Source organism: Kribbella antiqua (genome assembly GCF_004345665.1).
In the GTDB taxonomy this organism is placed as follows: Bacteria; Actinomycetota; Actinomycetes; order Propionibacteriales; family Kribbellaceae; genus Kribbella; species Kribbella antiqua.
Genome location: NZ_SLWR01000019.1, coordinates 68,312 through 87,562, shown reverse-complemented (window position 1 = coordinate 87,562; position 19,251 = coordinate 68,312). Strand labels below are relative to the sequence as shown.

The following is a 19,251-nucleotide window of genomic DNA, read 5'->3' as shown; positions in this document are numbered from 1 at the left end:
CTGACAACGATCCGCTTCGAGGCGTGCCGGGTCTGCACCGCCAGCGCCCACTTCGGCTACCTGCTAGCCGGAATCAGCGCGTCTCGAGATAGGTGACGACGGCAAGGACCCGGCGATGGTCGTCCTCGGTCTCCGGCAGGCTCAGCTTGTTGAGGATGTGCCGGACGTGTTTCTCGACGGTGCCCTCCGTCACCCACAGCCGCCGGGCGATGCCGGCGTTCGACCGGCCTTCCGCCATCAGCGCGAGTACCTCGCGTTCCCGCGTGCTGAGAGCGGCGAGCGGGTCGTTGTGCCGGCGGGCACTCACCAGCTCCTGAACCAGCGCCGGGTCCATCACCGAGCCGCCCTTGACGATCCGCTCGAGCGTCTCGATGAACTCCCCCACGTCTGTGACACGGCTCTTCAGCAGGTAGCCGATCCGCTGGCCCGTCGCCAGTAGCTCCATCGCGTGCTCGACTTCGGCGTGCGCGGACAGCACCAGGATGCCGATCGCCGGGAACTCGGTGCGAATCTCCCGGGCGGCATCCAAGCCTTCGGTCGTGTTGGTCGGCGGCATCCGGATGTCCAGCACGACCAGGTCAGGCGTCAGCTCCCGGACCAGCGGAAGAATCCACGCGCTGTCACCGGTCTGCCCGGCGACCTCGAAGCCCGACCGCTCGAGCAGGCTGGCCAGCCCCTCGCGGAGCAGTACGTCGTCCTCCGCCAGCACGATGCTCGTCATGCCACTGAGTATCGTCCACCCTCAGCACTTTCAGGCGGCGAGCTGGAGCTTGAGTCCTTTCCGGCCCCGGTGCAGCCGGGACATCACGGTGCCGCGGGCGACCCCGACGATTGCGGCGATCTCCTGGTAGCTGAACCCTTCGGCGTACAGGAGGACCACGCGGCGGTAGATCTCGGGCAGCGACGAGAGAGCCTGTACCAGGCGGTCGTCCGTGAGCGAGTCGAGCACGGCGGCTTCGGCGGACGGCTCGAGCCCAGCCTTGGGCTCATGCCAGTCAGTGGGAACCGTGATCGGTTCGCGTTGCCGCTTGCGGTGACTGTTGATGAAGGTGTTCTTCAGGATCCGGTACAGCCAGGCGGTCAGATTCGTGCCCGGCTCGAAGCCCGGGAAGCCGCGGTAGGCGCGCAGGTACGTCTCCTGCAGCAGATCCTCCGCGTCCGCGTGGTTCCCCGTCAGCCGGTACGCCGCGGCGTTCAGCCGTGGAAGAAGCGGGACCGCTTCTGTTTCGAAGCGGTCCCGCAACTCCGAGGGGTGGCGGGGGGATCGCACCCCATGAGCATCGCTCAACAGAGCGGCTCACGTCGTCCAGGTCACCGGCCATTCGCCGTACCTGCTAGCAGGAATTCACGGATTGCGATCGAGGATGCCGCGGATCGCCCCGGCCGACAGGCTCGATTTGGACAGGAATGCGGCCGCCGGAGCGGACTGGACCAGATCTCCGAGATCTTCCTCGGTGTACGTCGAGATCAGGATCACCCTGGACTGGTCCAGACTGGTTTCGCGCTCGAACCGGCGGACCAGGTCGAAGCCGCTTTCACCGCCGAGATCGACGTCCACGAGTACGACGTCCGGCTCAGCGTCCTCCACTCGCCGCAGCGCCTCCTCGGAGCTGCCGGCCACCCCGACCACGGCGAACCCGTCGCGTTCGAGCAGGGTTTGGGCAGCCGCCAGGAAATGGGGGCTGTCGTCGACAATGAAGCAGCGCAAAGCCATGACACCAGGATGCCGCTCGGCACTCCCCCGCGCATTGCAGGTAACGGGACCTTTTGGGGCAGTGACGACGCAATGTAGCGTCGATACGTTAGGCGCGCATCGGTAACTGGATAGGAAGTCGTGCAGCCTGCTCGGTGGTTGGCGGTCGGATCCGCCCACGGCCTCGATACGCGAGCCGGGGCGCGGGCGGCGGACGACGCCCTCGAACACGGCGACGCGAAGCTGCTGATCGTCTTCTGCTCCCAGTCGCACGACCTGCCCGCGCTGCTGGCGGAGCTCCGGCAGCAGGCGCCCGGCGTACCACTGATCGGCTGTACGACGGCCGGCGAGATCGCGACGGCCGGCCCGAGCGAGGCCAGCGTGGTCGTCACCGCACTCGGAGGCGAAGGCTTCGCGGTCGAAACCGCTGCCGCCACCGAGGCATCGCAGGACTTGCGGCTGGCGGGAGCGCGGGTAGCCCGCTGCCTGCCGGTGCGGGAGGACCTGCCGCACAAGGTCCTCATCCTGCTCAGTGACGGTCTGGCCGGCGATCAGCAGGAGATCGTCCGCGGCGCCTACAGCGTGCTCGGCGCGACCGTGCCGTTGGTGGGCGGCTGTGCCGGCGACGACCTGCGGATGATCCGCACCCATCAGCTGTACGACGACGACGTACTCACGGATGCGGTTGTCGCGGCCGGGATCGCCTCGGACGCGCCGTTCGGGATCGGCGTACGGCATGGGTGGCGCCGGGTCGGCGAGCCGATGTTGGTCACGGCGAGTGCCGCCAACCGCGTCTACACGCTCGACGACCGGCCGGCGCTGGACGTTTACCTGAAGCAACTGCGCGTCGACGAGCCGGCCGACCGGGATCAGGAATGGCTGGCGCGGCTGGCGCTCACCCACCCGCTCGGCCTGGCCCGGCCGAACGGCGAGGACCAGGTGCGGTTCATCAGCGGCGGCGACTTCGTGGAACGGTCGCTGTCCTGTATCGCCGAGATTCCGCAAGGCGCCCTGGTCTGGATCATGGAGGGCGACGCGCTGTCGGTGCTCGAGGCAACCGATGCCGCGTGCGCGGACTCGCTCGCCGCGCTGGACGGGAACGCACCGCTGGGCGTACTCGCATTCGACTGCATCGCCCGGCGTGGAGTCCTCGGCGACGAAGGGATCCGCCGTGAGATCGACCGGCTCGCCGCGGTCACGTCCGGCGCCCCGGTCGCGGGTTTCTACACGTACGGCGAGATCGCGCGTACGCGCGGCCTGCGCGGCTTCCACAACCAGACCCTGGTTGTGCTCTCGGTCGGCTGAGATGGACGCCTCCGCCTGGTCGACACAGCAACTCGCCGAATTCGTCGCCGTCGTGTCGACCGCGCCTACCGAACTCGAGGCCGCGCGGGTGGCGGTCGAGCGGGCGGCCGAGGCGCTGGACGCCGACGTGGCCGCGATCGTCTGCGACGGCAGTCTGATCGCGGCCGTCGGCTTCCCGGAAGGCGCCACGCCGGTCGGGGAACTCGAGGCGGTCCACCCCGGTGTCGCGTCCTCGCGATGGCTCGACGTACCGGGTGCCGGCCGGTGCGTCGCGACCTCGGCCCAGCTCGAGCACCCACCGGGGGCCACGCTCGTGGTCGCGCGGCAGCACGAGCTAAGCCCGGAGGAAACGGGCTTGATGGGCGGCATGGCCCGGGTCGCGGCGATCACGATGCGGATGCTCCGCGTCCTGGACGACGAGCGCGCCGTACGCGAGGAGATCGAGCGACTCGCCCGCGAGCAGGCGGCGTTGCGTCACGTCGCGACACTGGTCGCCACCAGGGCGGCACCAAAGGAAGTCTTCGCCACAGTCACGGCCCAAGTCGGACAGCTTCTCGGTGCCGACTTCACCGAGCTGACCCGCTTTCTCCCCGGCGAGGCAGCGACCGTGGTTGCCGCCTGGAGTGCGGTCGGCGAGCTCGTCCCCATGGACGCGCCCACAGCTCTCGGCGCCTGGAAGCTGACCAGCCTCATCCACCAGACCCAACGGCCGGAACGGATGGAGTACGGCGAAGACGACAGCCCGCTGGTCGCCACGGCACCGCCGCTGCGGATCCGCTCGTCGGTCGGAGTCCCGATCGTCGTCGAAGGCCGCCTGTGGGGCGTGATCGCGGTCGGCTCGGCAGGCGACAAGCCGACCCCTGCCGACACCGAGTCGCGGCTCGCCGACTTCACCGAACTCGTCGCGACCGCGATCGCGAACGCCGGAGCACAGACCGAGTTGAAGGCGTCCCGCTCGCGGATCGTCGCGAGCGCCGACGAGACCAGACGCCGGATCGAGCGTGATCTCCACGACGGCGCACAGCAGCGCCTGGTCTCGCTAGCACTGCGGCTGCAGGCGGCGCAGGCCGCCGTACCGCCGGAGCTCGATGAACTCGCCGGGATCCTGGACAGCGTGGCCGCCGAACTGACGCAGGCGCTCGACGAACTGCGGGAGATGGCGCGCGGCATCCACCCGACGATCCTCGCCGAGGGCGGCCTCGCTCCTGCCCTGAAGGCGCTGGCCCGCCGATCGTCCGTCCCGGTCGAGCTCCGCATCCTGACTGAGGATCGCCTGGCCGAGCGCGTCGAGGTGACGGCGTACTACGTCCTGTCAGAAGCGCTGACGAACGCGGCCAAGCACTCGGGCGCCTCGGTGGTGCACGTCTCGGTCGACGCCATCGACGGGGCGATGCGGCTGTCGATCAGCGACGACGGCGTAGGCGGCGCCGATCCGGCCCGAGGCTCCGGCCTGATCGGTCTCAAGGACCGCGTCGAGGCCGCCGGCGGCGGGCTGACCGTCCATAGCCCTTCCGGCAGCGGTACCCGCCTCGAAGTCCAGCTGCCCCTCGAGCGCGAACCGGTCGACGGATTCTAGGCCAGACTGATCGAGGTGCCGGAGACGGTGATCTGCTTCGGGGCGAGCGGCTGCGGCGCTGGGTCGTGGACAACCGAGCCATCGGTGATGCTGAACTTGCTGCCGTGGCAGTCGCAATTGATGGTGCCGTTGGCAACACTCGCCACCTGGCACTGCTGGTGGGTGCACACCGAGGTGAACGCCTTGAAGGTGCCGGCCGTCGGCTGAGTGACGACGACCTCGCTGGCGGCGATGATGACCCCGCCCCCGACCGGGACGTCGCTGGTACTGGCGATTGCCGTGCCGGCCGGGGCGGAACTGGCCGGGGCGTCGTTCTTGGGCTCGCCATAGGTACTACAGCCTGCGACGGCGGCGACGGCTGTGCACCCGCAGCAAGGACAGTACGGCGACTGGGCTCATCCACTGCAGATACTCCTAACGAGTGATGCCGAACGTGGTGAAGAACCACAGTGACGACGTCAGCCACAGCCCGACCAAGCCGGTGAAGACAGCCCCACCGACCACCGGCAGCAGCCAGCGCGGCAGGCCGTCACGGCTCAGTGTGAGCATCTTGGCGGCGAAGGCGCCGTAGAAGAAGCAGCCGAGCAAGGAGTGGAGCAGCACCCGCGGCTCGTCGTACTGGAATCCGAATGCGTACAGGCAATGCGCGACCACCGGCAGGGTGACTGCGACGGCGGCGCGACCCGACCAGCGGTGCAGCGGTCCGATCCACTTCCGGCCGGCCAGCGCTCGAAAGTGCCCGAACAAGGCCATCGCAGAGACAAGCTGCACAAGGGCCAGCAGAAGCGCGAGCGTTGCCAGCCACGCCTTGACCGACTGTGGACTGGAGAAGCCGGCGACGTTCACCGCGACCCCAGTCGGATCATGCAACCTGCCGTACAGACCGAGTACGACGGCGACCGCTGCGCCGACGGACAGTGGGAGCACGACCCTGCCGGCCGCCCGGACCGGAACTGTCGTCGCCATTTCCCTCCTCAGAACGTCTCGTCGCCGGTCACCGACGTGGCCGTCACCGCGGTTCCGTCGACTGTCGCCGTACCGCTGTCTGGATTGAGCTGGGGCGCGGGAGCCGGGGTGCCGTCGTTGTCGATGCCGACTTGGCTGCCGTCGGGCAGCACGATCCAGCCGATCGTGGAGCTCGAGGTCCGCGCGCGGTAGAGGCCGGCCGGTGGACCCGCCTTCGCGATCGTGAAGCGCAGCGTCCGCCCGCGCACGGTGACCGTGCCGGCGACCGTGTTTCCGGCGATTGTCGCGACCAGCCGGTCGCCGGCCTTGGACCGCAGTGTGATCGCGTGGCCTACGTGTGTGCCGGTCAGCCAGGCTTCGACTCGGCGACCGTCGCAGAGGTACGCCGCCGCGCGGCCTGCCTTCACTGCCACGGCCAGAGTCGCCTCACGACCGTTCGTCCGGCCTGCATAGACCGCCGTCAGTTGCTGCTGTGGTGGCGTGGTCGTCGTAGCGGCTGAAGACGGCGGAGTGGTCGGCGGGGTCGTGGCAGGAGGCGGCGTGGTGGCTGGCGGCGTGGTGGCCGGCGGCGCGGTGGTCGCGGATCCAGCCGGAGCGCTGGTGTTGGTTTGGGTGCTGTTCACGACGAGCAGCGCCACCACCCCGACGGCTGTGGCAGCGAGTGTGACCAGCGGACTGCGATGCCCCATGGCTCCCCCACCTCTCACACGAGGATCGCCGCCAGGCAGTCCCCGGTCAACCGTTGCGGCCGTTGGAGAGGTACAGGGTGATGACAGCGCCCTCGGGTGCGCCTTCGCGGGTTCTGGGGTCGGTGTAGGCGACCGTGCCTTCGCTTTCCTCGGAATCGACGCGCTCTTCAGCGACCGTCACCTCGAAGCCGGCCTGTCGCAGTACGTCGGCGGCCTCCTCCGGCGACATCCCCCACACCGGCGGGATGTCCTTCTTGTCGCCCTTGACCGTGATCGCCTTCGGCGCGACGAAGCGCTCCACCGGCAGGCCCTTCAGGGCCTTCTCCATCGCGGTCTGCCAGAGCGGGCCGGCGGTGCCGGAGCCGGTGGGGTCCCGGATGTCGCGACCGTCGAGGGTGTGCCCGTACATCAGGTTCGTGTACGGCAGGTTGGCGTCGGCCACGACGGCCGCCGCGGCGAGGTTGGGGGTGTAGCCGGAGTACCAGACGGCCAGGTTCTGCTGGATCGTGCCGGTCTTGCCGGCCATGTCCCGGGTGCCGAACCGCAGCCGTCCACCGGTACCGCCGGGGTCCATCACCGCGCTGAGCACCTGGTTCACGCCGTCGGCGACCTCCGGGGCGATGGCCTGGTTGCAGTCGATGCCCGGGGTCTCGATCGGCCGGCGCGCCTTGTCGCTGATGGAGGTCACGACCAGCGGCCGGCAGTACTTGCCGCGGGCGGCGAAGGTCGCGTACGCGTTGGACAGCATCAGTGGCGTCACATAGCCGACGCCCAGCGTCATCGAGACCACCTGGTCGAGCGGCTCGAGCGTCTGCGCGTTGTACATCCCGAGCTTCCCGGCGATGGTGGCGATCGAACACAGGCCGACCCGCTGGGACAACTGGAGGAAGTAGGTGTTGGTCGAGTACCGCGCGGCCTCGACCATCGTGAGGTTTCCGCCGCGGGTCGAGTTCTGCGGCGTGTAGTCGGGGTCCCGGGTCCAGCCGTGGCAGGTGCGGAACTTCTTGTTGCTGAGGTTGATCTGCTGCGGCGAGTTGATCCGGTAGGTCAGCGGCAGGCCCTTCTGGATCGCGGCGGCGATTGTGAACGCCTTCATCGTGGAGCCGTTCTGGAACCCGCCGAACCCGCCGGGATACGACTTCTCCACGTTGTAGTTGTACGCCGTCTGGTTCTTGCCCCGGCCGTACGGTTTGCTCTGCACCATCGCCTTCACCAGGCCGGTGCCCGGCTCGACGATCGTGATGGCCGCGATCGCGGTGTCCTTGCGCTTGGTGTGCTCGTTGATCGACGCCTGCGCGGCCGCCTGCATGCGCGGGTCGAGCGACGTCCGCACGGTGAGGCCGCCGGTCTTCAGGTAGTGGTCCCGCTCCTTGGAGGTCCGGCCGAGTGCGGGGTTGTCGAGCAGCTTCGATACGACGTACTCGCAGTAGAACGGGTACCGCGAACTGGCGCAGCCGTTCGGGACCTTCTGGATCTGCGCCCGGTTGATCACGGGCGCCTTCAGCGCCTTGTTCGCCTCCGCCGCCGTGATGACGTGCAGTTCGAGCATCCGGCGAATCACCAGGTCGCGGCGGGCCCTGGCCCGGGTCATGTTGTTGGTCGGGTCGTAGCCGGTCGGGTTCTTCACCAGTCCGGCCAGCATCGCGGCCTGCGGGAGGGTGAGGTTCTTGGCCGTGGTCCGGAAGTAGTGCTGGGCCGCGGCCTGGACGCCGTACGCGCCGTCACCGAAGTTCACCAGGTTCAGGTAGCGCTCGAGGATCTGGTCCTTGGAGAGCTCGCTCTCGACCGCGATCGCGTACCGCAACTCGGCCAGCTTGCGCTGGTAGGTGACCGCGGTGGCCCGCCGGCGTTCCTCGGCGTTCCGGGCCTTCTCGACCAGGCTCAGCTTCACGTACTGCTGGGTGATACTCGACCCGCCCTGCTGGACCCCGCCCTCGGTCTGGTTGCGGACCATCGCGCGCAGCGTGCCCTTGAGGTCGAGCGCGCCGTGCTCGTAGAAGCGCGAGTCCTCGATCGCGATGATCGCCTTGCGCATGATCGGGCTGACCTGGGTCAGCGACACCGGGACCCGGTTCTGCTCGTACAGGGTGGCGATCAGACTGCCGTCGGCCGCGAGGATCCTGCTCCGGATGCCCACCGGCTCGATGTCCAGCTCCTGCGGCAGGCTCTGGACGGCCTCTGAGGCCTTCTCGGACCCCTGCCCTGCGAAGCCGGCGAACGGAATCACCAGTCCTGCCGCTAGCGCGCCGGCCAGCACGCTCACGGCGATGAACTCGATCAAGGATCGAGTTTTGCTGCGACCGCCCCTTTCGGTACGCATACCTCCAGGTTAAGCGCGGCTTCAGCCTCGGGCCACTCCACGCTCGATTGCCTCGATCAACCGTGGCCGCAACTCCTGCGCACTGATGACCGCGTCGACCGACCCCACCTCCACTGCACGCTGGATACTGTGTACTCGGTCGAACCCCGCCGCGACCTCCCCCAGCTTCTCTGCCCGTACGGCGGTACGCACCTCCGCGAGCTCAGTCGCCAGCGCGGCTCGCTCGGCTCCAGTCGCCTCACTGACCCGCTCAGCCAACGTCGCCACCCGCGGGTCCGCGGCCGTCCGCGCATCCACCTCACCGGCGAACACCACCGCGGCCGCCGGCGCGCCGCCGATCACCGACGCGAACGAGCCTTCCACCGCGAGCACCGTCATCGACGGGTTCAGCGCCTTGGAGAAGACGACGAACGCACCGCCGTGATAGCGCGACACCACGCAGAACACGATTGGGCCCTCGAAATTGACGATCGCGCGACCGATCTCAGCGCCGTACTCCAACTGCAGGTTCCGCATCGAGTCCGGCGAGCCGTCGAAGCCGGACAGGTTCGCCAGCACCACCAGCGGGCGGTTCCCGCTGGCCGCGTTGATCGCCCTGGCTGCCTTCTTCGACGAGCGCGGGAACAGCGTGCCCGCCGTGTAGGTGTCCGGTCCGTCGGTGGGCGGGAAACCGCGGCGCGGCACCGACCTGGACTCGATCCCGAGCAGGCAGATGGGGTACCCACCGAGGCGCGCGTCCTGTACGACGGCGGTGTCCGCGTCGGCCATCCCGGCCCAGCGCTCCAGCACCGGGTGGTCCTGGTCGGTGACGGCTCGCATCAGCGTCCGGATGTCGAAGGCTTTCTTGCGATCCGGGTTGGTCACCGACGAGAAGATGTCGCCGACCGTGCGGAAGTCGCTGTCCGCCATCGTGTGCGGGTACGACGTCACGTCGCGATCCACCGGGTCGCTCGTCTCGGCCCGCCGCGGCCCGGGCTCGCCGGGTACGACGTACGTGTGGTCGTAGTGCGACATCAGGACGTCGCGAGCGCCCTTGAGGTCGGGCGCCCAGTACTGCGCCTGGCCGTTCGGGCCCATCACCCGGTCGTAGCCGCCGATGCCGAAGTTGTCCTCCGCGGAGACACCGCCGGAGAAGTCCAGCGACTGCTTGCCGGTGAGCACCATCGCGCTGTCCGGCGTCATCACCAGGATGCCCTTGGTGTGCATCAGCATCGTCGCTTCGGCGTTCCAGTACGGCTGCGCGCCGACATTGATGCCTGCGACAACGATGTTGATCTCGCCGCCGGCCTGGGTGAACTCGACGATCCGCTTCAGCGCCTTGGCGACCCAGTCCATGTTCTCGGTGCCGGAGTCCATCGAGATCCGAGCGCCGGCGGACAGCGAGTACCACTCGACCGGGACGCGCATCCGCTCGGCCAGGTCGAGCGCGGCGATGATCCGCGAGCACTCCGCCTCCGCCACCGCTCCGAGCGCCTTGGTCGGGTCGCCGCTGAGCACCACCCGGGTGATGCCCTCGGGGTGGCGAGAGGTCGGCGTGTTGACCACCCCGGCGATCAGGCCGGCCTTGTTCAGACCGCGCGGGCGCTCGACCGGCACCAGCGCGCCGGTGTCGTCCAGGTCGTACTCACTCCAGGTCCCGCCCGTCCCGGCCACCATGCCGGCGACCTCGTACGGGTAGACGGTGTTGCGCCGACGGGACCGCTGCACCTTCTGCGCGTAGTCGTCGAGCGGCATCAGCCGCTCGGTCGGCGGCTGCTCCACCGAGGTGACCACGCCGGCGCCGTGCTGGTAGTAGAACCGCGCCGCCAGCTCGTTGTGACCGCCGTCGGGCGTCGCCACCTTGCCCTGGACGAGCACCTCCTCGATCCCGGCGCCGGCGGTCATCGGTGCGATGTTGCGCCGCAGCGCCGTGAGTTCGTCGACCTGGGCGTGGACCTCCGGCCAGATCTTCACCCAGACATGGTTCATGTCGAGCTTCGCGCCGGCCGCACCGGCCGCGGTGCGGGCCCGGCGAATCGCCTCCAGGCAGTTCGCGATCGCACGCTCGGCGTGCGGCAGCGAGGTGACCTGACCGTCCTCGTCCCGGACCACGGCGAACTGACGGACCTGCGCCAGCGCGACGAGCCGCTGATCGGCCTCGTTCTCCCGCGCCACGCAGTGATAGAGCAGCACGTCCTCCGGCGCGTCCAGCCGGTTGATCCGGAAGTCGCGCAGCCGCCAGAGGCTCAGCCGCCGGCCGACCATCGCGTGCACGCCGCGGACGTTGTCATCCTCTACCACCGACCCGGCGGACGGACGATAGGTGAAGTACCAGACCGGCCGGTCCTGACCCGGTGCGATAGCCAGCGTGATCCGCCGTACCTGCTGAGCAACCGGCAGTACGGCGATCAGGTCGCGGAGCTGATCCGAAGCCTCCTGCTGTCCCTCCGGCAGGTCCGGGCCGTACAGGTAGAGCTCGGCAACGGACTCCCGCCCGGCAGGGGTTGCCTCGACCTCAGCGGTCAGCGCCCGGACCAACCCGCTCTCCGGGTCAGCCAGCTCGGCGACCGTGCCGACCGTGCTGACTAGGTGGGTCGGCCGGTCGTCGATCGAGTAATCGGCCGTCGCGAACGGCCGCCCGTCGACGGCGAACTCACGCAGGTCGTGCAGCTCGTACTCGCGGTAGTGCCGACGGATCAGCACCTCCAGCATCGGCTCCCGTTCGACCCAGCCGCGCTCCAGCCGCTGCGCGAGGAATCGGACGATCTGCTCCGGAATCGCCGCCAGTGCGTCGATGCGCTCCTTGCGGTCAGGAGCCTCCGGGTTCGCCGCGAGCGCCGCGATCTCGTCGCCGACGCCGGCCAGCACCGACGCGCGATCCGCATCCACCAGCGGCTGGTCGAACCAGCGGAACCGGACACTACGGGCCAGGTCACCGATTACCGCGAAGCGCAGCTGAGTCGCCAGCACCAACCGGTCCAGCAGCTCGTGCACGTCCTCTTCGACCGGCGCGGCCGGCTTCGGCTCGGCGATCCAGCGCTGCAGCACCGACGTCACGAGCAGCACGTCCGGGGTCGAGCGCTGCTGGGCCAGGAAGATCCGGAACACGGCCTCTTCCAGCTCGGTGCTGCGTTCCAGATCCGTCACGCCGTAGTGGCTCAGCACCCGGGTCAGCCGGGCCCGGAACTCGCCCGGCAGACCGCCGCGATCCGGGTCCAGGCTCTGCAGGTAGGTGTGGAAGTGCTCGCGCGGGCTGTGCACCCGGTTCTCGGTGCTGATGTCCTCGCCGACCGGCCGGTTGCGGCTGAGCTCGGCGAAGTCCGCGAACACCTGCAGCAGCGCGATCTCGGCGAGCACCGGCGGCTCGGCAAGCTCAGCACGAGCGGCGAGGTAGTCCGTCAGCATGCCGCCTTCGTCCCGCGGGTCGATGTCGAACCCGAGCAGCATGCTCCGCAGGTCATCCAGCCCGCGCTCGACGCGCTCCGCCGCGGACTTCTCCCCCGACCCATTCGGCAGATCAAGCTGTACGCCGTTGTCCACCGGCGCGGCCTCAGCCTGGGCGGCGTCCTCCGCGACCGGCTCCAGCCGGACCAGCGGCGCACCGGTCTCCACCTGGCTGCCGGTGGCGACGAGCAACTCCTTCACCGTGGCCTTGAACGGCGCGTACAGCACCGTCTCCATCTTCATGCTTTCCAGCACGAGTACAGGCGCACCAGCCTCGACCTCGGCACCGTTCGGGACCGGGGTCGCGACCACCAGAGCCGGAGCGGGAGAACGCAGTACGCCGCCCTCGTCCCGGCTCACGCGATGCGTCACGCCGTCGACCTCGACCAGGTGCACCGGGCCGTGCGTCGCGGTGACCAGCCGGAACCGCTGCCCGCCGACGACGAGCCGGCCCGTGTACGCATCCAGTCGCTCGAGCTCGGCGTCCACGACCTTCATGACGTCGCCACTACCGACGCCGACCCGGAACCGGTCCGGACCGATGCGCGCGACCGTCACGCGGTACCCGACGCCGCGGAGCTTGAGGTCGATCGCGCGGCCCACCTCGTGCTGCACCTGCGGCCGCCCGCCGTGCGCGGTCTCCAGCAGCCGGGTCCGCTCGACCTCCTCGGCGTCCTCGTATCCCTCGATCGCCGCCGCGACCAGCGCGATGCCAGAGTGCCGGTGCGCGATCAGCCTGCCCTCGCCGCGGACCCGGTCGATCCAGCCGGTGTCGGCGCTGCCGTCGATCACCTCGGGCTGGTCCAGCAGGTCGAGGATGAAGCTCTTGTTGGTGACGCCGCCCTCGATGATCACCGTGGTCGCGGCGACCGCCCGCCGCAGCCGGGCGAGCGCCTCGTCCCGATTGCGCCCGTACGCGATGATCTTCGCGATCATCGAGTCGAAGTCGGCCGGGATGCTGTCGCCCGCGCTCACTCCGGTGTCCACCCGGACGCCGGGACCGGCCGGCAGATCGAGTACGGCGATCCGCCCGGGCGCCGGCGCGAAGTCGCGGTCCGGGTCCTCGGCGTTCAGCCGGGCCTCGATGGCATGCCCGATCTCGGTCGGCCGGGTGCCCTCGAGCCGGCCGCCGCTCGCGACATGCAGCTGGGCCTTCACCAGGTCGACACCGGTGGTCATCTCGGTGATCGGGTGCTCCACCTGCAGCCGGGTGTTCACCTCGAGGAACGCGAAGGTCTTGTCGCCCGGGTGGTACAGGAACTCGACGGTGGCCGCGCCGCGGTAATCGACCGCGAGCGCCAGCCGCTCGGCCGACGCCTTGAGGTCGTCGACCTGCGCCGCTGTCAGCAGCGGCGAGGCGGACTCCTCGATCACCTTCTGGTTCCTGCGCTGGACAGAGCAGTCCCGGACACCGAGCGCCCACGCGGCGCCCTGACCGTCGGCGATGACCTGCACCTCGACGTGGCGAGCGCCGGTGACCAGCCGCTCGAGGAAGATGACACCACTGCCGAACGCACGGGCCGCCTCGTCACTAGTACGCGCGTACGCCTCGGTGAGCTCTTCGGCCGACCGGATCACCCGGATCCCCCGGCCACCGCCACCAGCCGTTGCCTTGAGCATCAACGGGTAGCCGATCCCCTCGGCCGCCGTCAGTGCCGCCTCCAGCGACTCGACCGGACCGCGGCTCCAGGGCGCGACCGGTACGCCGACCTCCTCGGCAATCAGCTTCGACCCGATCTTGTCGCCGAGCTTGCGCATCGCCTCCGGCGACGGCCCGATGAACGTCACGCCCAGCCGCTCGCACAGCTCAGCGAAGGCCGGGTCCTCGGCGACGAAGCCCCAGCCGACCCAGGCAGCGTCCGCCTCGGTCTCCCGCAGGGCACGCTCCAGTACGGCGAGGTCGATGTACGGCCGCGCCGACGCCGGCCCGAGCGGGTACGCGAGGTCGGCCTCCCGGACGAAGGTCGCTGTACGCTCGCCCTCGGTGTAGAGCGCGATCACCTGGATCTGCTCACCGCCGGTAGCGTTCTGCTCACGGACCGCGTTGATCAGCCGCATCGCGGCCTCGCCCCGGTTCACCACTGCGATACGCCTGAACATCGACCCGCCTCCGAGATCTCACCCTGTACGCGCGGCGCCCCAGACTGTGTTGCCTTCTTTTGGCTAGGGGTCGCGGGCACAGGCTTTCAGTCCTGCCGTATTACCGTCGAGTCGGCACCCTAATCCCCCGGCCGGACGACGGCAGCAGCACCGTGGGCGCGCCGCGCAAGCGGAGGTGTGTTAGGGGAAACGTGTCGCGAGCGCGATGCAGGCACCGGCCGCGGCCAGCGTGAAGAGCATCGCGATCCCGGCGAAGCGGGCGGTGACCTCTTTGTCGACCTTGTCGTAGCCGACCGAGGAGCCGATGTCCTTGTAGACGTCCTTCAGCTCGCCCGCGGACTCGGCCGTGTACGCCTCGCCACCGGTGATCTCGGCGATGCTGCGCAGCTCGGCGCGGTCCGGTGGGACCCGCTGGCGGATGCCGTCCATCTCGATGAAGCCGGAGTCGGTGCCGAAGCAGATCGTGTAGACGGGCGTGTTCTTCGCCTTCGCCGCCTGCGCGCCCTCCTGCGCCGTACGGCCGACGGTGCGCTTGCCGTCGGACAGCAGCACGATGCGGGCCGGGGCCGGGTCGTTCGGGTGCTCCGGGTCCGGCGGGACCTGGGTGAGCGCCTGCAGTGAGGTGAAGATGCCCTCACCGGTGGCGGTGGACTCGGCCAGCTCCAGTCCGTCGACCGAACGCAGTACCGTTGCCCGGTCCGTCGTCGGCGGCACGATGATGGACGCCGTACCGGCGAAGTTGACCAGCGCGACGTTGAACTTGGCCGGCAGCTGGTTGATGAACTCCTTCGCCGAGTCCTTCGCCGCCTCCAGCCGGTTCGGCTCGATGTCGGTGGCCATCATCGACAGCGACACGTCGATCGCGACCACGATGGTGGCCCGCTCGCGCGGCACCTTGACCTCGTCCTTCGGCTGCGCGAACGCGACGATGCAGGACAGCGCGGCCAGCAGCGCCAGCGTGACGGCGAGGTGCCGCCGCCACTGCGGACGACGCGGAGCGACCCGGTCGAGCAGCGCGATGTTGGTGAAGCGCAGCGCGTACTGCGATCTGCGGTGCTGCAGGAAGACGTACCCGGCGACGACGACCGGGATGATCAGCAGGAACCACAGCCGCCCGGGAGACAGGAACTCCATCAGCGAGCCACTCCCTTCGGCGGTTGGTGCAGGCGCGGCGCCACTCGCCGGTAGGCGAGGACGAACCGCACGGTGTCGGCGACCCAGTCGCGGTCCGTACGCAGCACGAGGTGGCCCGCACCTACCCTACGCAGAGCGGCCCTGGTTCGTTCCCGTTGTGCGAGTGCGGCCAGCGCGAACGCCTCCCGGACCTTGCGCCGGCGGGTGTCGATCTCCCGCACCTGGCCGGTCTCGGGGTCGCCGATGGTGACCACGCCGATGTTCGGCAGTTCCAGCTCGCGCGGGTCGACGATTTCCACCGCGAGTACCTGGTGCTGCGCGGTGAGCTTGCGCATCGCCCGCTCCCAGGACGGCTCCATCCGGGCGTCGACCTCGCCGTCCTCAGGGGTGAGGAAGTCGGACACGATCACCCGCAGCCCGCGCTTGCGCTGCGTCCGGGCCATCGACTCCAGCGCCGCGGCCAGGTCGCTGCGGTGCGCCTCGTCGTCGCCGTTGACTTGCTCGGCCAGCAGCGCCCGGAGCAGGCCGTACAGCGCGAGCCGGCCAGAGCGGGCCGGCCACCGGCGTAGAGCCGAGTCACGCAGCATGAGGCCGCCGAACCGGTCGCCCAGCCGGTGAGTCAGGAATCCGACCGTGGCGACCGCAGCGACCGCCAACTCCCGCTTTTCCAGCTGCGACGTACCGAAGTCCATCGAGCCGGACAGGTCGACCAGCGCCCACGTCTCCAGCTCACGGTCCGCGATCAGGTCCCGCACGTGCGGAACGGTCGTACGCGCGGTCACCGCCCAGTCCATCCGCCGTACGTCGTCACCGACCTGGTACTCCCGCGCCTCGGCCAACTCGGTGCCAGGCCCGGGCAGCAGGCCCAGGTGTTCGCCGTGCAGGTAGCCCTCGAGGCGCCGTACGACGGTCAGCTCCAGCCGGCGGAGTGCACGTTCGGGAGCGAGCTGCGAGATCGTCATCGCAGCCCGCGGGTCTGGTCGGTTGGGCACTACACGAACTCCGGGCGGCCGGAGCCGTCGGTGCCGTCACGCCAAACCGGCTGCGGCGGCGGGACGGTGGCGAGGATCCGCTCGATCACGGCGCGCGGGTCGATGTTGTCGGCGACCGCGTCGAAGGTCAGCCCGAGCCGGTGGCCCATCACGTCCAGTGCGACGGTCTGGATGTCGCTGGGCAGCAGGTAGTCCCGGCCGTGGATCAGCGCGAGCGCGCGACCGGCACTGATCAGGCCGAGGGTGGCGCGCGGGCTGACGCCCAGCTCGATGATCGGCTCCAGGTCCGGCAGGTGGAAGTCGGACGGCGTCCGCGTCGCCATCACCAGGCGTACGGCGTACTCCGCGACCAGGTTGTGGACGAAGACCTGCTCGGCCGACCGCTGCAGCTCCAGGATCGTCTCCGGCTTGAGCACCTGCCGCGGCTCCGGCGGGTCCACACTCATCCGGCGCAGGATCTCGAACTCCTCGTGCCCCCGCGGGTGCGGCACGTCGATCTTGACCAGGAACCGGTCCCGCTGCGCCTCCGGCAGCGGGTAGACGCCCTCGGACTCGATCGGGTTCTGGGTCGCGATCACGATGAACGGCTTCGGCATCGGGAAGGTCTGGCCGCCGATCGACACCTGCCGCTCGGCCATCAACTCCAGCATCGCCGACTGCACCTTGGCCGGGGCCCGGTTCACCTCGTCGGCGAGGACGAAGTTCACGAACGTCGGGCCGAGCTCGATGTCGAAAGCCTCCCGGGTCTGCCGGTAGATCCGGGTCCCCACGATGTCGGAGGGGACCAGGTCCGGCGTGAACTGGATCCGGGCGAAGGTGCCGCCGACCACGGCGGCGAACGTGCGCACCGCGAGCGTCTTCGCGACGCCCGGGACGCCTTCGAGCAGGCAGTGACCCTTGGCGAGCAACGAGACCATCAAGGTCTCGACCATGTGCTCCTGGCCGACGATCACCCGCTTGATCTCGCTGACGGCCTCGCCGATCAGTCGGGACTGCTGGGCCACCGATCCTGCCGGCACAGTGGTTTCGGTCATGCCTGTCCTTCCGGGGTCCGCGGGCGGACCTTGTCTTCCTGCGTCACTTTCTGCGTCCAGAACACCGGCCATTCCATCAGATCCCCGGGTCCCCCGGGCGCACGGCCCACCAGGTCCGCCATCTATCCTCCCCACCCGGACAAGCCCGCACCCCTCAGGCCGACTTTGTGCGTGAGATCCGTACGCCGCGACCTCCGCCGTACGGATCTCAGGCACAAAGTGGGCGCCGGGCTGTGGCGACAGTGCTACCAGGCATGTGGTGGGATTGGGGGGATGACAGCGACGGAATCACAGACTGAGGCGCGGCCGGCGGACACGCTGGAGGACGCGCCTGCGCGGGTGATTCCGGAGGCGCTGCCGCTGGAGCCGGAGGATCCGCCCCGGGTCGGCGAGTTCTGGCTGCGCGGCCGCCTCGGCGCGAACGCGGCCGGCTACCTGTACGCCGCCAGCGACGAAAACGGCCGCAACGCGGTGGTCGCGATGATGACCGAGGGTTCCGCCGACGACGCCGCGGCGCGGGACCGCTTCGTCACCGCCGTCGACGAGCTGCCGGGCGACGCCGTACTGGCGCACAACGATGCGGACGACGACGATCTGGCGCTGTGGGTCGCGCTCGGGCCGATCCGGTCCGACGACGGGTCGAGTGCAGCATCGGACGAGCGCCTGCTCGCCGAGCGCCGGGGTGAGGATGTGCTGTCCGCCGTACTGATGGATCGGATTCCGCATGTCGGGCTGTTCCGGGGGCCGGATTTCCGGCACTACTGGGAGGGCCGGCGCCGGCCAGGTCTGTTCCGGATCTGGCCGCTGCCCTGGCCGAGCGTGCTCCGGCCTGCCTCGCGGGTGGCGCTCATGCTGGCGCTCGCCGCGATGGCGTTGATCATGCTGCTGGCGGTGTTCCTGGCCTGGCTGCTGTTCCGGAATGCCGAGCCGCTGGAGCCGGAGCCAGTGATCCCGACGCCGACCAACACCGCGACGGTCACCGTCACGCCGACCACGCCACCGCCGGGTACGCCGTCGTCGACTACTGGGCCGTCGCCGTCCAACAGCCCGACGCTGACGCCGCCGACGGGTCTTCCGTCTGGTTCGCCGAACCCGTCGAGCACCGGCTCGCCGGACCCGGGCGACAAGTTCTAATGCACCAACCGCAGTAGCTCTGGATCCCTCCAGAGGTTGGCCGGGACCGGTTGCCGGACGAGTGCTGCGTCGGCGCGAATCTCGGCCGGGCTGGCGGCGGTGATGAGGATCGAGCTGACCGCGGCATGCCTGGTGGGGAACGCGAGGGCCGCCTGCGGCAGCGAGACGCCGTACCGCTCACACACTGCCGAGATGCGTCGCGCCTGGATGGTCGCCTCGTCGGGTTGCAGCACCTCGGGGGTGAGGATGCCTGACACGATCACCGCGACTCCGCGGGCGAGGCAACGATCGAGCAGCGGGGTCGCGGTCTGGTCGAGCAGTGAGTACTCGCTTGTGAGGAGGACCGTGTCGACCTCTCGGTCGCGAACGATCTGATCAAGTTGCCGCCAATCCTGCGACGTCGCGCCGATCGCCTTGATCACACCGTCGCGGCGCAACTCGTCCAGCACCGGGTAGGCGGTCTCGTCGTCCATGAACACCAGGTCGACCGCGAGGCCTAGACGTTCCATGCTTTCTTGCACGGACTGCTTGGGGTCCTCCTGCGCCTTCGTGGACACCAGGAACTCGCCGCGCGGCCGCCGCTGCAACGCCGTACCAAGTCGTTGCTCCGACACCCCGTACGCCGGCGAGGTGTCGAAGAACCGGATTCCCGCCTGGTACGCCGCATCGACGGTGGCGAGCGCGGTCGCGTCGCCGTCCGGGCCGGGTGTTTCGCCAAGTCGCGAACCACCCAGCCCGAAGCGGGGCGGCCGGGACTTCCGCACCAGCTGAGGCGAGAGCGCATGACTGGGAGCGGCCATCTGCTCACCTCCCTGGTCGGTGGTTGTATCCAGGATCAGGGGTGATCGGGCGGTTCGCATCCCGGACCGGAGGTTTCCTACCTCT

At 69.5% G+C, this 19,251-nt stretch carries 15 protein-coding genes; 3 read left to right on the top strand and 12 right to left on the bottom strand.

What is annotated here, in order from left to right; translation table 11 throughout:
- Window positions 1-73: 73 nt before the first annotated feature.
- The 3 genes from EV646_RS37300 to EV646_RS37290 all read right to left on the bottom strand — a co-directional run bounded on the left by EV646_RS37300 (window position 74) and on the right by EV646_RS37290 (window position 1,714).
- Entirely contained in the window at window positions 74-721 is a 648-nt protein-coding gene (locus EV646_RS37300) for a response regulator (protein WP_132157303.1), read from the bottom strand.
- A gap of 30 nt (window positions 722-751) precedes the next feature.
- Window positions 752-1,270 carry a sigma-70 family RNA polymerase sigma factor gene (locus EV646_RS37295; protein WP_132157301.1) on the bottom strand — a complete coding sequence of 173 codons (519 nt, stop codon included), beginning with the start codon at window positions 1,268-1,270 and terminating at the stop codon, window positions 752-754.
- A 75-nt stretch (window positions 1,271-1,345) separates the two neighbouring features.
- Window positions 1,346-1,714 carry a response regulator gene (locus EV646_RS37290; RefSeq protein ID WP_132157299.1) on the bottom strand — a complete coding sequence of 123 codons (369 nt, stop codon included), beginning with the start codon at window positions 1,712-1,714 and terminating at the stop codon, window positions 1,346-1,348.
- Between the two features lie 120 nt (window positions 1,715-1,834).
- Between EV646_RS37290 and EV646_RS37285 the strand changes: the two genes are divergently transcribed.
- Both EV646_RS37285 and EV646_RS37280 read left to right on the top strand, forming a co-directional pair.
- On the top strand, window positions 1,835-2,998 hold the full coding sequence (locus EV646_RS37285) for an FIST signal transduction protein (RefSeq protein WP_132157297.1): 1,164 nt from the start codon (window positions 1,835-1,837) through the stop codon (window positions 2,996-2,998).
- A 1-nt stretch (window position 2,999) separates the two neighbouring features.
- On the top strand, window positions 3,000-4,574 hold the full coding sequence (locus EV646_RS37280; RefSeq protein ID WP_132157295.1) for a GAF domain-containing sensor histidine kinase: 1,575 nt from the start codon (window positions 3,000-3,002) through the stop codon (window positions 4,572-4,574).
- Here EV646_RS37280 and EV646_RS37275 read toward each other — a convergent pair.
- The 8 genes from EV646_RS37275 to EV646_RS37240 all read right to left on the bottom strand — a co-directional run bounded on the left by EV646_RS37275 (window position 4,571) and on the right by EV646_RS37240 (window position 17,232).
- On the bottom strand, window positions 4,571-4,807 hold the full coding sequence (locus tag EV646_RS37275; RefSeq protein ID WP_241996580.1) for a Rieske (2Fe-2S) protein: 237 nt from the start codon (window positions 4,805-4,807) through the stop codon (window positions 4,571-4,573). The genes EV646_RS37280 and EV646_RS37275 overlap by 4 nt on opposite strands.
- A 181-nt stretch (window positions 4,808-4,988) precedes the next feature.
- Window positions 4,989-5,540 carry a DUF6529 family protein gene (locus EV646_RS37270; RefSeq protein WP_132157293.1) on the bottom strand — a complete coding sequence of 184 codons (552 nt, stop codon included), beginning with the start codon at window positions 5,538-5,540 and terminating at the stop codon, window positions 4,989-4,991.
- A gap of 8 nt (window positions 5,541-5,548) precedes the next feature.
- Entirely contained in the window at window positions 5,549-6,229 is a 681-nt protein-coding gene (locus EV646_RS37265; protein WP_132157291.1) for a hypothetical protein, read from the bottom strand.
- A gap of 46 nt (window positions 6,230-6,275) precedes the next feature.
- Entirely contained in the window at window positions 6,276-8,549 is a 2,274-nt protein-coding gene (locus EV646_RS37260) for a penicillin-binding protein (RefSeq protein ID WP_132157289.1), read from the bottom strand.
- Between the two features lie 21 nt (window positions 8,550-8,570).
- Window positions 8,571-14,072: an ATP-binding protein gene (locus EV646_RS37255; protein ID WP_132157287.1), complete on the bottom strand. Its 5,502-nt coding sequence runs from the start codon at window positions 14,070-14,072 to the stop codon at window positions 8,571-8,573.
- A gap of 180 nt (window positions 14,073-14,252) precedes the next feature.
- Window positions 14,253-15,206 (bottom strand): VWA domain-containing protein, encoded by a 954-nt coding sequence (locus EV646_RS37250; protein WP_132157285.1) that lies wholly within the window; start codon window positions 15,204-15,206, stop codon window positions 14,253-14,255.
- Window positions 15,206-16,168, bottom strand: coding sequence for a DUF58 domain-containing protein (locus EV646_RS37245; RefSeq protein ID WP_132157283.1), 963 nt, complete (start codon window positions 16,166-16,168; stop codon window positions 15,206-15,208). Before EV646_RS37245 ends, EV646_RS37250 begins: the two co-directional genes overlap by 1 nt.
- 29 nt (window positions 16,169-16,197) lie before the next feature.
- The gene (locus tag EV646_RS37240) at window positions 16,198-17,232 is read right to left on the bottom strand and encodes an AAA family ATPase (RefSeq protein ID WP_132157281.1); all 1,035 of its coding nucleotides are present in this window, start codon (window positions 17,230-17,232) and stop codon (window positions 16,198-16,200) included.
- A gap of 273 nt (window positions 17,233-17,505) precedes the next feature.
- Between EV646_RS37240 and EV646_RS37235 the strand changes: the two genes are divergently transcribed.
- The gene (locus EV646_RS37235) at window positions 17,506-18,366 is read left to right on the top strand and encodes a hypothetical protein (protein ID WP_132157279.1); all 861 of its coding nucleotides are present in this window, start codon (window positions 17,506-17,508) and stop codon (window positions 18,364-18,366) included.
- Here the strand turns inward: EV646_RS37235 and EV646_RS37230 are convergent.
- A complete protein-coding gene (locus EV646_RS37230; RefSeq protein ID WP_158291120.1) occupies window positions 18,363-19,166 on the bottom strand; it encodes an aldo/keto reductase in 804 nt (267 codons plus the stop codon). The genes EV646_RS37235 and EV646_RS37230 overlap by 4 nt on opposite strands.
- Window positions 19,167-19,251: the final 85 nt, after the last annotated feature.